We start from the raw sequence: 13,152 nt of genomic DNA, 5'->3' as shown, positions 1-13,152 counted from the left end.
TTACTAATAACCTTCAACGAATAACTTTTTAAATTAATAATGGAAGAAAAAAAATTAGACTTTAATTCGATCATTGGTTTTGTATTGATCTTCGGAATTTTGATTTGGATTATGTATCAAAATCAGCCTTCTGAAAAAGAAATTGCTGCTGAAAAAGCCAAGAAAGAATTAGTTGCTAAACAAGAAGCACAAGCAAAAGCAGATAAAGCTAAAACTGCGTCATTACCAGCTGCAGCTGTAACTCCTGGAGATACAGTTCAATTGGCGCAATTGCAAAAAACTTTAGGAGGATTTGCTTATTCTGCAACACTTCCTTCTGCAAAAGAAGCTTTTACTACAATCGAAAACGAAAAATTAAGATTGAAGATTGCTAATAAAGGTGGATATATTGTTGAAGCTACTTTAAAAGAATTCGAAAGATTAAAAAAAGGTTCTGGACAATTAGTTGAGTTAATCAAAAACAACAACTCTAACTTAAATTTACAACTTCTTACTACAGATAATAGAACATTAAACTCTAAAGATTTGTACTTTGAACCAACATTAGAAAAAATTGGTGCAGACCAAGTTTTGTCTATGCGTTTGAAAGCTGGAGCTAATGAATTTTTAGAATATAAATACATTCTTAAACCAAACGATTACTTAGTTGGTTTTGATATTCGTTCTCAAGGATTAAATAGAGTTTTAAATTCTGCAAAACCAATTGATTTGCAATGGGATTTAAAAACATACAGAAATGAGAAAAGTATTGCGTATGAAAATCGTTATGCACAAATTGATTTTAAATACGAAGAATCAAAATACAACAACGTAAGTTCGCACGGACAAGGGAAAGAAGAGACGCCTACAAAAGTGAGCTATGTTGCTTTTAAACAGCATTTCTTTACTACGATTTTATCTACAGACAAACCTTTTGAAACTTCAAAATTACAATCTGACGATTTAGTTAAAGACGAAAAAATCGATACTGTTTTCACTAAGCAGTTTAGAGCTAATTTGCCTTTAGCGTTTTCAAATGGAGAGATCGATTACAAAATGAATTTGTACATGGGTCCTGCAGATTACAAAACATTAAAAGCTTACGATAAAAATTTCGAAAAGATTATTCCATTAGGATGGGGAATCTTTGGATGGATCAACAAATGGATCTTTATTCCTTTATTCGGATTCTTAAGTTCAACAATCGGATTGTCATTAGGAATTGCAATTATTATTTTTACAATTATCATCAAATTGGCTATGTCGCCAATTACCTATAAGTCATTCTTGTCTCAGGCTAAAATGAAAGTTTTAAGACCTGATATTGCAGAGTTGGGAGAAAAATTCAAAAAAGACCCAATGAAGAAACAGCAGGAGACAATGAAGTTGTACAACAAAGCAGGTGTAAACCCAATGGCAGGATGTATTCCGGCATTGATTCAGTTGCCATTTATGTATGCATCGTTCCAGTTTTTCCCTGCGGCGTTTGAATTAAGACAAAAAAGTTTCCTTTGGGCAGACGATTTATCTTCTTTTGACTCGGTTGTAAAATTACCATTCACTATTCCGATGTATGGAGATCACATCAGTTTGTTCCCAATCTTGGCAGCAATTGCGATTTTCTTCTACATGAAGATGACTTCAGGAGATCAGCAAATGGCAGCTCCTCAACAAGAAGGTATGCCAGATATGGCAAAAATGATGAAAATCATGATTTATGTTTCGCCATTAATGATGTTAATTTTCTTCAACAACTACGGTTCAGGATTATCTTTATACAACTTCATTTCGAACTTGATTACAATCGGAATCATGTTCGTAATCAAGAATTATATTGTTGATAGTGATAAAATTCACGCTCAGATTCAAGAAAACAAACAAAGAGAGCCTAAAAAGCCAAGTAAGTTCCAACAACGTCTTCAAGAAGTAATGGAACAACAGGAAGCCGCAAAAGCTCAGAATAAAAAGAAATAATTCTCAATAAAAAAATCTCGATTTATCGGGATTTTTTTATACCGTTATACTTTATAAGTAAGATTTTCGTTAAGCTTAAAAATTAGAATTTATTATGATCTCAAAAAAAATCATATTTGGATTATTATTCCTGACAGCATTAGTGTCAAATGCTCAAACCGATATTAATAAAGTTGATGCATCTGGAAAAAAAGATGGACTTTGGAAAGGTGTTTATGCAGAATCTAAACGTCCTCGATATGAAGGAACTTTTGATCACGGAAAAGAAACTGGTGTTTTTAAATTTTTTGATGATACTAAAAAAGGTGATGTTGTTGCTACAAGAGATTTTAGTGCTAATGATGGCAGTTCATATACTATTTTTTATGATCAAAGCAAAAATAAAGTAAGCGAAGGAAAAGAAGTTGGAAAAGCAAGAGAAGGAGAATGGAAATACTATCATAAAGCGTCTAAAGTTTTAATGACGGTTGAGAACTACAAAAATGGAAAACTAGAAGGCTTAAGAACTATTTATTATCCAAATGCTCAAATTGCAGAAGAGATGACGTATAAAAATGGTTTAAAAGAAGGACCATATAAAAAAATAGGTCAGGATGGAACGCTTTTGGAAGAATCGAACTTTATGAATAACGAATACAACGGAGAATCTGTTTTTTATGATTCTGATAAATCTGTTGCTTCTAAAGGTAAATTTGTGAACGGTAAAAAAGCGGGAATCTGGCAATTTTATCAAAAAGGGAAATTGGTGAAAGAAGTAAATATGAGTGATCCTAAAAACACGAATAAAGCTTCTGAGAAAGGTGCATCGCCGAAAAAGTAGTAGTCTAAAAAGTTCAGAATTCATTCATTAAAAAATAAAATAGGTAAAGAATAAATTGTTTACATTTGAGTAACTAATTATTCCGATCAATGGATTTAAATGAACTTTTAGGGAGGTTTTTACTTTTGTTTTTTTCGATTTTGGTTTTATATTTTTTCTCCAACAGAAAAGATAACGCCACCATAAATCCATTGATGGTTATTGTTGGATTATGTACTTTTTCACTTTGTTACCTTTTTACAAAAATTGAAATTGGCGTCGGAATTGGTTTTGGTCTCTTCGCAATTTTCTCCATACTTCGTTTTAGGACACAATCCTTTACCGTAAATGCAATTATATTTCTGTTTGCAACAATCACATTGTCTATTTTAGATATTATGTATCCGTTTGAAAAGATTGAATTATTACTATTCTTTCAGATCATAATCATCGGATTTTACATAGCGGCTTCGATTATTGTCAATAAAAAGGCTTCAAAATACCTGAATTCAGTTGATGTAAAAATTTCGCTTGACGAAAACTTTTCATTAAACTCTGAAGTAATTCGAAAATCAATTCAGCAAAAAATTAAAATTGAAGACTTTGATTTTCGAATTGTATTAATCAACACAACAGCCAACGAAATAGATTTATTAGTATTCTATTAATCGTTGAAAGGACGAACTTGTTTAATGTATAAATCTCTTTTTTCGCCCACAATTTTAAACTCAATATCTACAGGATGAAATTGGTTTTTGCGCCAATAACGATACATTTTGGTTTCAATTTTTTTGCTGACATCATACAGATTACTCATTTCTTTTCGAGTCAATAACGGTTCGTTATTATTTAAATTTGAATTGGAAGTATAGTCGATATCAAAATCGGTTTCATCTTTTCCGTCATTAAAATGATAAGCGACAAATTGTTCGCAGATTTCTCCTTTTTCTGGTTTAACAACCGAGTTTTCTCCCTTTTGAACATTAACCGTAATTCCTGGAAAGTTTTCTCTAAATATATTTTTGGTGATAATAACGCCATTTGCTAACTCGTCAGGAAAAGAACGATGCACTAAAATGCCCATGGCAATATTCTGCTGATCGATTCCAAAAAGCTCTCTTTCGTTATACGAAGCCTCATTCCAGACACTTGCCCAAACTTGTTTGATTGCTTTTTCGAAAGTTTTGATAGAATCGCCTATAATTCCTGTTTTAGAATCGTATAATCCGGCGCCATTAAAATCATCCAAATCTTCTGCATTTGTAGAAGAACGGAATCTGAAGTTTTTGAATTTTGCATCTTTAAAAACGATGTTTAATTTCGAAATTAATTCAGGATCAATAGGTTCTTTTTTGATAGCGTCTCTAATCTTTTTAAGCTGTTTATTGATCCAAACTGTAGAATCTTTTTGTGGAAAAGCTAAAAGTTCTGCAATTAATGGAGAAATAGCAGGATTCTGAATATGTTTTGTATAATAGTAAAACGGAATAGCATGCGCATTTTCGGGTACTTTAAATGGAATTTCTTTTGAAATAGCAATTAAATACGCCATGTTTTGTGCCTTCGAACCAATGTAATTCACTCCCTTTTTAGGAATTTCAGCCAAGTTCACTAATTCGGTAATGCTATTATCAATAATAAGCTTTTTCTTTTTTCCAGAGGTTTTTACCGGGATCTTTTTGGTTGTTTCTTTGATGAAAAAAGTATCGACTTCGATTTTTAGTTCTACTTTTTTCGAAAGCAGTTTTTTGATATTGTTGTCTTTTTCAATATCGGTATAAGCCATAATCGGAATCTTTCTGTTTTTTCCTAAAAGAACTAAATGGCTTAAAGGCGTCTGAAGTTCGTTTACAATAATTCCTCGCACATTTGGAAGAACATCAGGTGTTCCGTTCAAAATAATGATTTCATCAGAATTAGGTTTTGTGGTTTCTAATTCCTTGATTTTGTATTGCTTCAAAATTCCAATATTTGTTCCTCGAACAACTTCTTGATATTTGATTTCGCCAAAAATATAATCTGATTTTACGCAAGGAATTTTGAATTTCTGTTCTTGATGCCATTGCATCATATCGGGATTGTTCAAATAAAATTTTAATTTTTCGCCAATAAATGTGGAATTTTTAACCATACCAAAAAAACGTTCAATTAATGGAACTGACATATGGTCGGAGGCAGCAAGTTCAAAAATCCATTTATCTGTTCCTTTAATGTGGTTTAAATTTCCGAGAAGAAAATCTCTGTTTTTTTCTGTATCGCTGTAATTTTCATTGTTGAATACTTCAAGATCTTGGCTGTAGCCTAAATAGTTAACCACAAAATCATAATGAAGTAAAATAACACTACTGTTGAAATAATACATTTTCTGTTTTCGCATATCATAAATTACCTTTACCGATTCGATATTCGAAAATTTATCAGACAAAGGTTTTCCTCTAAAAGCCTTGTAAGCTTCATAATTTGACAGGGACGCGCTAAATCGCTGTGCGCTTAAAGAAGTTAAGGCAAGAAAGAAAAACAGGCTGTAAATGTATTTTTTCATGTTTTAAAAATGTATGATTAAATGTACTTAAAAAAGTAATAAGTTTTATCTACTGTGGGATTGCTTAAACTAATGAAAACCATGGTGAAATTTTCTATTATTTGGTGTACCTTTGCAACCTTAAAAAATTAAACATTTCAAAATGAAACGAGTAGTTGTTGGACTTTCAGGTGGAGTAGATTCTAGTGTTGCAGCATATTTATTGCAGCAGCAGGGATACGAAGTTATTGGCCTTTTCATGAAGAACTGGCACGATGATTCGGTTACTATTTCTAACGAATGTCCTTGGCTGGAAGACAGTAATGATGCTTTGCTTGTTGCTGAAAAACTGGGCATACCGTTTCAAACTGTTGATTTAAGCGAAGAGTACAAAGAAAAAATCGTTGACTACATGTTTAACGAATACGAAAAAGGGAGAACTCCAAACCCTGATGTGCTTTGTAACCGTGAAATCAAATTTGATGTGTTTATGAAAATCGCTTTAAGTCTTGGCGCAGATTATGTAGCAACAGGACATTATTGCCAAAAAAGCGAAATTGAGGTAGACGGAAAACCAGTTTATCAATTGATTGCTGGAAATGACGTGAACAAAGATCAGTCATACTTTTTATGCCAGTTGTCTCAAGAACAATTGTCAAAAGCTTTGTTTCCTATTGGAGCTTTAACAAAACCAGAAGTACGCGAAATTGCTGCTGAAATGGAATTGGTTACTGCAGAAAAGAAAGATTCTCAAGGTTTATGTTTTATCGGAAAAGTTCGTCTTCCAGAGTTTTTACAGCAAAAACTACAGCCAAAAGATGGCAAAATTGTTCAGATTGATAAAAATGATCCGATTTATAGTGTCGAGAAATCGGCTGAACTTTCTTTGGAAGAAAGACTAAAATTAGAGTCTCAAAAATTAGAATATCTTCCAACAATGGGGAAAGTAGTTGGAAAACACCAAGGTGCTCATTATTTTACAGTTGGGCAAAGAAAAGGTCTAAATGTTGGTGGTACAACAGATCCTTTGTTTGTAATTGCTACAGATGTTGAAACCAATACTATTTATACAGGTATGTCGAGCCAGCATCCAGGTTTGTTTAAAAAAGCACTTTTTGTTGGAGAATCTGAAGTGCACTGGATTAGAGAAGACATGACTCTGAAAGCTGGCGAGAAAATGGATGTGATGGCGAGAATTCGTTACCGTCAGCCTTTGCAAAAAGCTGTTTTATATCAATTTGAAGACGGAATGTATGTGGAGTTTGAAGAGCCACAGTCTGCTATTACAGAAGGACAATTTGTTGCTTGGTATTTAGAAAATGAATTAGTTGGTTCGGGAGTAATTTCTTAGCTTTATACTTTATTTGGGAGTAAATCCCTTTAAGGTATAAATTGATGAGATGTAGCTTTACTTTTCTTTTATTACTTCTTTCGTTTACAGTATTTTCACAAGAAGATGCGTGGGTTTATTTTAATGGTAAACCTAATGTACAAGCTTTTTATGACAATCCGTTAAGCGAGCTTTCACAAAGAGCCTTGGATCGAAGAACGAGCCAAAATATTGCTTTAGCTATTACAGATGCTCCTCTAGAAATCTCTTATGTAAATCAAATTGCTTCAAGCACAGGAATTACTGTGAAAGCGCAATCAAAATGGCTGAATGCTCTTCATATTCAAGGAACTCAATCGAATATTAATGCCTTAAAAACACTGTCTTTTGTTTCTAGAGTAGAGTTTGCCGATAGAACTTTAAATACTACAGGGAAAAGAGTTTCTGAAGCTTCGGTAAACCAAGTTCACGAACAGTTAAAGACTACAATTGATTATTCTTACGGAAATTCTGCGAATCAAATTCAGATGCTAAACGGTCAAGTTCTCCATCAGCAGAATTATACTGGAGAAGGAAAAATTATAGCCGTTATGGATGGCGGTTTTCCTGGCGTTAATACTGCGCAACCATTTGAAAATCTTAGAAATAATAATAAAATTCTAGGTGGTTACGATTATACCACCAGAAATAGCAATTTCTATACGGGTGATTCTCATGGAACTTCGGTGCTTTCAACAATGGGAGGTTTTAAAACAAATTCGTTAGTTGGTACAGCTCCAAATGCATCCTACTATCTTTTTATTACAGAAATTCAAGCTCAAGAGATTCCGTTGGAAGAGTCGCTGTGGGTAGAAGCTGCGGAAAAGGCTGATGCTCTAGGTGTTGATATAATTACTACTTCATTGGGATATTTTTTGGATAGAGACGAAATTAGATACAATCACACCTACAGCGAGATGAATGGAACTACGACTTTTATTTCTCGCGGTGCTGAAATTGCTTTTAGCAAAGGAATTTTGGTTTTGGCATCTGCCGGAAATGAAGGAACTCAAGTAGAAAAGCATATTGGTGCTCCTGCAGATGCGGTTTCTGTATTGACAGTTGGTTCTGTTAATGCTTCTAAAGTAAGAGCTAGTTCTAGTTCGATCGGACCAAGTTACGATGGAAGAATAAAACCAGATGTTATGGCACAAGGAGCATCGGCGGTAGTTTCTGATGCAAATGGAAATATTGTGACAGCAAGCGGAACGTCATTTTCATGTCCAATAATGGCAGGAATGGCGGCTTCTTTATGGCAGGCTTTTCCAACTAAAACCAATAAAGAAATCAGACAAATGATTGTAAAATCTGCTGATAGATATGCCAATCCAGATAATAATTATGGATATGGAATACCAAATTTTGGAGCAACTTTGAGTGTTGATGATTTTATTGCCGAAACTGCTTTTTCGGTTTATCCAAACCCAACTCAAACATCGATTACTTTTTCTTTTTTAAATGAAGACAATACAGCATCAGTAACTATTTATTCTGTTTTAGGACAGAAGTTAATTGAAGAAAAAATTAGTAATTTAAATCCCGTTCTGTCTTTGCAATCTTTACAAAGCGGACTTTATTTTTATAGTTTTGATGCCAATAAACTGCATAAGACAGGAAAGATAATCAAGCAATAATTTTCTTAATGAATAAAATCACCCAACTTTTCAATATTAAATATCCTATCATTCAAGGCGGAATGATTTGGAACAGTGGTTATAAATTAGCATCAGCAGTTAGTAATGCTGGTGGACTTGGGCTTATTGGCGCAGGTTCTATGTATCCAGAAATTTTAAGAGAACACATTCAAAAATGTAAAAAAGCAACTGACAAACCTTTTGGGGTCAATATTCCGATGTTATATCCAAATATTGAAGAAATCATGAATATTGTGGTTGAAGAAGGTGTTAAAATTGTTTTTACTTCTGCTGGAAATCCTAAAACTTGGACTTCTTTTTTAAAAGAAAAAGGAATTACAGTTGTTCACGTGGTTAGTAGCAGCGTTTTTGCTTTAAAGGCTCAAGATGCTGGAGTAGATGCAGTTGTAGCCGAAGGTTTTGAAGCGGGAGGTCATAACGGACGTGAAGAAACCACGACATTGACTTTAATTCCGATGGTAAAGGAAAAAATCCAGATTCCGTTGATCGCAGCTGGAGGAATTGCTACGGGAAGAGGAATGTTGGCAGCAATGATTTTAGGTGCAGATGGCGTTCAGGTTGGAAGTCGTTTTGCGGCATCTATAGAATCTTCTTCACACAATAATTTTAAAGAAACTATAGTTAGTACTATAGAAGGAGGTACGCAGTTGACATTGAAAGAATTAGCGCCTGTTCGATTAATAAAAAATAAATTTTATCAGGATGTTCAGGATTTGTATCAAAAATGTCCATCCAAAGAAGAATTGGTTCAGCTTTTAGGAAGAGCAAGAGCAAAAAAAGGAATGTTTGAAGGAGATTTGGATGAGGGAGAATTAGAAATTGGACAAGTAGCAGGTCTGATTCATGAAATCTTACCAGTTGAGCAAATTGTTCAACAAATGATAGCCGAATTTGAAGTCGCATCCAAAGAAAAGAGTACTTTTGAGTTTTAATTACCTGCAAGAAATATTTTATGAATTCCCTACGCCCCTACATATTGATATTGTTTTTAGCTTTTGGATTGCAACAGGTTCAGAGTCAGTCTTATCATTTTAAAACCTCTGGATTTAGTGTTCTAGAAAAAAATGAAAGAGGTAAGTGGGGAGAATGGTCCAATCTGGATCTGGTAAATCTTTCGGTGGTTTTAGATACCAATAAACATAGGATTGTTGTGTATTCTCAAGAAATTCAGCTTTACAGTATTTTAGATTATATAGAAAGAGAAGAAAATGATACCGACATTGTATATTCTTTTATGTGTAAAGATAATGACGGAAAAGAATGTAAGCTCTCTATAATCACCAGAAAAAAACAAGACTACAGAAAACAGTTATATATTAATTACGACGATCATATTATCGTTTATAATATTATTACTGTTTAGTAATAACAAGTTTATTGCCTGATTTTTTTTAAAAGAAGAACAATAATTAATTATGAAAAGAATACTTTTATTACTCATATCATTTATTACAACAACAATTTCTTCACAAAACAAAATCATATCAGGTACAATTTCTGGCTTTAAGGATGGCGATAAAGTACTATTAGATGATGTAGAAATAATGGAGTTTATTGATAGTACTTATGTTAAAAACGGAAAATTTGTTTTAAGAAATAAACAAACAGATGTGCCAAAAACTATTTACTTAACAATTAAATCGGAAAAGGAATTTTATAGTGTTCCTTTGTTCATAGCAAATGAAAATGTAATTATAAATGCTGATAAAAAAGATTTTCCATACAACGTAAAAGTTTCAGGTTCTATACATCATGATAAAATGTCAATTTTAAACAACAAGACAAAAATATACAATATAGAAAGAAATGAAGTTGTTGCTTTTTTAAGAAAACCCACAACAGATTCTAGTGTGGCATATAAAACTTTAAGAAAAGCAAAGGTTGATCGATTACATGCGATTAATAAAGCGACAGATAGTATCAAAAAAGATTTTATTAGAACTAACTTAAATACATTTGCTGCAATCTGTGAGCTATTTTATTTAAGAGAAGATTTTGATAAAAATGAATTCAATAAATTGTATAGCAGTTTTGATACTAAATATAAAAATAGCATTTACGGTGAAAGAATTGTGAGTTATCTAAAAGTTGGTGACCAAATAAAAAATGGAGATTTATTTTCTGATTTTGAAGCAAAAGATCAATTTGGTAAAACAAGAAAATTTTCTGAATTTATTGGAAAGTATATTTTATTAGATTTTACAGAAACATATTGTAGGCCTTGTGTTCAATCGGTAAAAGAAATAAAGGAAGTTTTTGAAAGTAAAGGCGAAAAATTAACTATAATAAGTTTTTACGCTGACAAATCTGAACTAATTTGGAAAAATGGCCTACAAAGAGATCAACCAGGCTGGATAACATTAAATGATGGAAAAGGTCCGGGAGGAGAAACTCTTTTGAAATATGGCGTTTCAGGTTATCCAACATTTTTCTTAATTGATCCAGATGGAAAAATAGTAGAAAACTTTTTTGGTTACGAGAATCAAAAAATTAAAACTATGATTCAAAATCATATTAAATAAAAATATTTCTTAATTCTAAAATATCAGAATAAAAAGACTTAGAATCTTAGTTTCTTAGTACCTTATTTTTTTAGACCTCAATATCTTTTATAAACTCATCATATTCAAGATAAAACATTTCTAGAGCGTGCATATTTTCGTTGAAAAAATCAAAAATTGTATCCCAAGTATTTTTATTGCTGAAACCAACACCAAGTTTTTCAACCCAAATTCTGCTGATGGTTTTACCGCTTTCTAGAGTATGGTTTTTCTCAAAGACTAAATCTTTAATAAATTCTTCCTCCAAAATATTTTTTAAAGCTTCCAGTTTTTCGAAATACGCAATGCGTTTTTCATCGCTTCGCTGTTCAATGTCAATTAGAACCTGAGCCTTTTTGTTGTCAACATAAAACTTAAAAGAAAAGTCTTTGATCTTTGTATCATAAAGCACCCATTTACGAGGATATTTTTCGGCAAAAGCTACCCAAAATTCTCTTTTTATTCTTTGTGATTCTTCTTTACTGTACATTTTTTTAGGCTTTAATAATAGAAAACTTGTGGTACTGCGTTTTCTGGAGTATATTTATGTTTTATTTGAAAGTACAAAAATAAGCTTTGATTATGAATTTTCAAGACTTTTTGAAATATGTTCCCAATATAATTCCTGTAGAGCTGCCAGCAGTAACCTCACATTTAAAAATGGCACCCAAAGAACGTATAGAAGGATTAAAAAATCTTGATATCGAAGCGTTAAATGCCAGAATGGCTGGAGTAATGATGCTCTTTTATCCAAAACAAGAAAAAACACATCTCGTTTTAATTGTTAGAAACGCTTATGATGGTGTGCATTCGGCTCAGATTGCATTTCCGGGAGGCAAGTATGAAAAGGAAGATTTAGATTTTGAAACCACAGCACTTAGAGAAACACATGAGGAGGTTGGAATTACTAGTGACAAAATAAATATAGTTAAGCGTTTTTCTCCAATGTATATTCCGCCAAGTAATTTTTTGGTGCATCCGTTTTTAGGAATTGCAACAGAAGAACTTTCTTTTTACCCTGATATAAGAGAGGTAGCCGGAATTATAGAATTGCCTTTGTCTGTTTTTTTAAATGATGATATTATTATCGAAGCCAGATTATCAACTTCTTATGGGGCAAATATTTTAGTTCCAGCCTTTAATATTCAGAACCATATTGTTTGGGGAGCCACAGCGATGATTTTGAGTGAATTGAGAGATGTTTTGCAAGAAGTTATTGCAAAAGAAATTTGATAAAGTTTATTTAATGATTTGATATTCATTTGGATAACTCTTAATTGGAGAAATTGTTTTATACTGTTGCTAAAAGAATAATTTTTGTATGTTTGCGACCTAACAAAAAAATAAGATAAATTAGTTATGGGATTGTTTAAACGAAATCCTTTTGGGCATATATTATTCATCAAGAAATGGTTAATCCGTATTTTGGGAGCCATGACTCATAGAAGATATAGAGGTTTTAATGAATTACAGATTGAAGGATCTGAGATTATTAAAACGCTTCCAGATAATAATGTTTTGTTTATATCCAATCACCAGACTTATTTTGCAGATGTGGTAGCGATGTTTCATGTGTTTAATGCGAGTTTATCTGGACGTCAAGACACGATTAAAAATATCGGCTATCTGTGGCAGCCTAAAATGAACATTTATTATGTTGCGGCAAAGGAGACTATGCAAGCTGGTTTGCTACCGAGAATTTTGGCTTATGTCGGTGCAATTACCGTTGAACGAACATGGCGCGCAAAAGGTGTTGATGTTACCGAAAAACGTGAAGTGAACCCAAACGATACTGAAAATATTAGAATTGCGCTTGAAGATGGTTGGGTGATTACTTTTCCTCAAGGAACTACAAAATCATTTAAGCCTGTTCGTAAAGGAACTGCGCATATTATCAAACAGCATAAACCAATTGTTATTCCAATTGTAATTGACGGCTTCCGCAGATCATTCGATAAAAAAGGACTTCGAATGAAGAAAAAAGGAATACTGCAATCTTTCATTATCAAAGAACCTCTAGATATTGATTATGAAAATGATACAATCGAACAAATTGTAGAAAAAGTAGAATACGCAATTGAACAACATCCATCATTTTTAAAAGTTATTCCTGCTGAAGAAATCAAAGTACAAGAAGAACTAAACAAATTAAGACGTTGGGATTATTAAAAGTTGGTTTTATTTTGTTTCAAGTTTAAGGTTTCAAGTTTGCTTTTTCTGGCTGAGCGAAGTTGAAGCTTAACTTTGCACCCTTCTCCCGAAGCCTCGGGATCGCTCAGGGTGACAAATCGATTTTTTATCAGGCTTTTGTGTTT

12 protein-coding genes are annotated in these 13,152 nt (G+C 32.7%); 10 read left to right on the top strand and 2 right to left on the bottom strand.

Features of this window, described 5'->3' with window-relative positions; all coding sequences use genetic code 11:
* The first annotated feature begins 39 nt into the window (after window positions 1-39).
* From yidC to LPB248_RS03870, 3 genes are all read left to right on the top strand, one after another.
* The gene (gene yidC / locus LPB248_RS03880; RefSeq protein ID WP_177210270.1) at window positions 40-1,953 is read left to right on the top strand and encodes a membrane protein insertase YidC; all 1,914 of its coding nucleotides are present in this window, start codon (window positions 40-42) and stop codon (window positions 1,951-1,953) included.
* A 94-nt stretch (window positions 1,954-2,047) separates the two neighbouring features.
* On the top strand, window positions 2,048-2,773 hold the full coding sequence (locus LPB248_RS03875) for a toxin-antitoxin system YwqK family antitoxin (protein ID WP_177210269.1): 726 nt from the start codon (window positions 2,048-2,050) through the stop codon (window positions 2,771-2,773).
* An 89-nt stretch (window positions 2,774-2,862) separates the two neighbouring features.
* A complete protein-coding gene (locus LPB248_RS03870; protein ID WP_177210268.1) occupies window positions 2,863-3,420 on the top strand; it encodes a DUF4956 domain-containing protein in 558 nt (185 codons plus the stop codon).
* On the opposite strand, the gene LPB248_RS03865 is transcribed toward LPB248_RS03870, so the two are convergent.
* The gene (locus LPB248_RS03865) at window positions 3,417-5,294 is read right to left on the bottom strand and encodes a PEP/pyruvate-binding domain-containing protein (protein ID WP_177210267.1); all 1,878 of its coding nucleotides are present in this window, start codon (window positions 5,292-5,294) and stop codon (window positions 3,417-3,419) included. The two genes, LPB248_RS03870 and LPB248_RS03865, sit on opposite strands and share 4 nt — an antisense overlap.
* A 142-nt stretch (window positions 5,295-5,436) precedes the next feature.
* Between LPB248_RS03865 and mnmA the strand changes: the two genes are divergently transcribed.
* Genes mnmA through LPB248_RS03840 form a run of 5 tightly spaced genes read left to right on the top strand, consistent with a single transcriptional unit; the run spans window position 5,437 to window position 10,819 of the window.
* Window positions 5,437-6,624, top strand: a complete 1,188-nt coding sequence (mnmA, locus tag LPB248_RS03860; protein WP_177210266.1) for a tRNA 2-thiouridine(34) synthase MnmA — start codon at window positions 5,437-5,439, stop codon at window positions 6,622-6,624.
* 44 nt (window positions 6,625-6,668) lie between these two features.
* On the top strand, window positions 6,669-8,276 hold the full coding sequence (locus LPB248_RS03855; RefSeq protein WP_177210265.1) for a S8 family serine peptidase: 1,608 nt from the start codon (window positions 6,669-6,671) through the stop codon (window positions 8,274-8,276).
* Between the two features lie 8 nt (window positions 8,277-8,284).
* Complete coding sequence (locus LPB248_RS03850) at window positions 8,285-9,229, top strand: NAD(P)H-dependent flavin oxidoreductase (protein WP_177210264.1); 945 nt, start codon at window positions 8,285-8,287, stop codon at window positions 9,227-9,229.
* A 20-nt stretch (window positions 9,230-9,249) separates the two neighbouring features.
* Window positions 9,250-9,660 (top strand): hypothetical protein, encoded by a 411-nt coding sequence (locus LPB248_RS03845; RefSeq protein ID WP_177210263.1) that lies wholly within the window; start codon window positions 9,250-9,252, stop codon window positions 9,658-9,660.
* Between the two features lie 52 nt (window positions 9,661-9,712).
* The gene (locus LPB248_RS03840; RefSeq protein WP_177210262.1) at window positions 9,713-10,819 is read left to right on the top strand and encodes a TlpA disulfide reductase family protein; all 1,107 of its coding nucleotides are present in this window, start codon (window positions 9,713-9,715) and stop codon (window positions 10,817-10,819) included.
* Window positions 10,820-10,889: 70 nt separating this feature from the next.
* On the opposite strand, the gene LPB248_RS03835 is transcribed toward LPB248_RS03840, so the two are convergent.
* Window positions 10,890-11,327 (bottom strand): DUF4268 domain-containing protein, encoded by a 438-nt coding sequence (locus LPB248_RS03835; RefSeq protein ID WP_177210261.1) that lies wholly within the window; start codon window positions 11,325-11,327, stop codon window positions 10,890-10,892.
* 92 nt (window positions 11,328-11,419) lie between these two features.
* Here LPB248_RS03835 and LPB248_RS03830 point away from each other — a divergent pair, with 92 nt between their 5' ends.
* Both LPB248_RS03830 and LPB248_RS03825 read left to right on the top strand, forming a co-directional pair.
* A complete protein-coding gene (locus LPB248_RS03830; RefSeq protein ID WP_177210260.1) occupies window positions 11,420-12,070 on the top strand; it encodes an NUDIX hydrolase in 651 nt (216 codons plus the stop codon).
* Between the two features lie 126 nt (window positions 12,071-12,196).
* Window positions 12,197-13,006 (top strand): lysophospholipid acyltransferase family protein, encoded by an 810-nt coding sequence (locus LPB248_RS03825; RefSeq protein WP_177210259.1) that lies wholly within the window; start codon window positions 12,197-12,199, stop codon window positions 13,004-13,006.
* Window positions 13,007-13,152 lie beyond the last annotated feature (146 nt).

The sequence above is a fragment of the Flavobacterium sp. LPB0248 genome (assembly GCF_013388355.1).
GTDB lineage: Bacteria > Bacteroidota > Bacteroidia > Flavobacteriales > Flavobacteriaceae > Flavobacterium.
Note: the sequence above shows the minus strand (reverse complement) of the source record. Positions and strands in the feature narration are given on the sequence as shown.

Bases quoted from the DNA above. Each gene is read 5' to 3' on its own strand.
- yidC (WP_177210270.1), top strand. From the start codon at position 40: ATGGAAGAAAAAAAATTAGACTTTAATTCGATCATTGGTTTTGTATTG.
- LPB248_RS03875 (WP_177210269.1), top strand. From the start codon at position 2,048: ATGATCTCAAAAAAAATCATATTTGGATTATTATTCCTGACAGCATTA.
- LPB248_RS03870 (WP_177210268.1), top strand. From the start codon at position 2,863: ATGGATTTAAATGAACTTTTAGGGAGGTTTTTACTTTTGTTTTTTTCG.
- LPB248_RS03865 (WP_177210267.1), bottom strand. From the start codon at position 5,294: ATGAAAAAATACATTTACAGCCTGTTTTTCTTTCTTGCCTTAACTTCT.
- mnmA (WP_177210266.1), top strand. From the start codon at position 5,437: ATGAAACGAGTAGTTGTTGGACTTTCAGGTGGAGTAGATTCTAGTGTT.
- LPB248_RS03855 (WP_177210265.1), top strand. From the start codon at position 6,669: ATGAGATGTAGCTTTACTTTTCTTTTATTACTTCTTTCGTTTACAGTA.
- LPB248_RS03850 (WP_177210264.1), top strand. From the start codon at position 8,285: ATGAATAAAATCACCCAACTTTTCAATATTAAATATCCTATCATTCAA.
- LPB248_RS03845 (WP_177210263.1), top strand. From the start codon at position 9,250: ATGAATTCCCTACGCCCCTACATATTGATATTGTTTTTAGCTTTTGGA.
- LPB248_RS03840 (WP_177210262.1), top strand. From the start codon at position 9,713: ATGAAAAGAATACTTTTATTACTCATATCATTTATTACAACAACAATT.
- LPB248_RS03835 (WP_177210261.1), bottom strand. From the start codon at position 11,327: ATGTACAGTAAAGAAGAATCACAAAGAATAAAAAGAGAATTTTGGGTA.
- LPB248_RS03830 (WP_177210260.1), top strand. From the start codon at position 11,420: ATGAATTTTCAAGACTTTTTGAAATATGTTCCCAATATAATTCCTGTA.
- LPB248_RS03825 (WP_177210259.1), top strand. From the start codon at position 12,197: ATGGGATTGTTTAAACGAAATCCTTTTGGGCATATATTATTCATCAAG.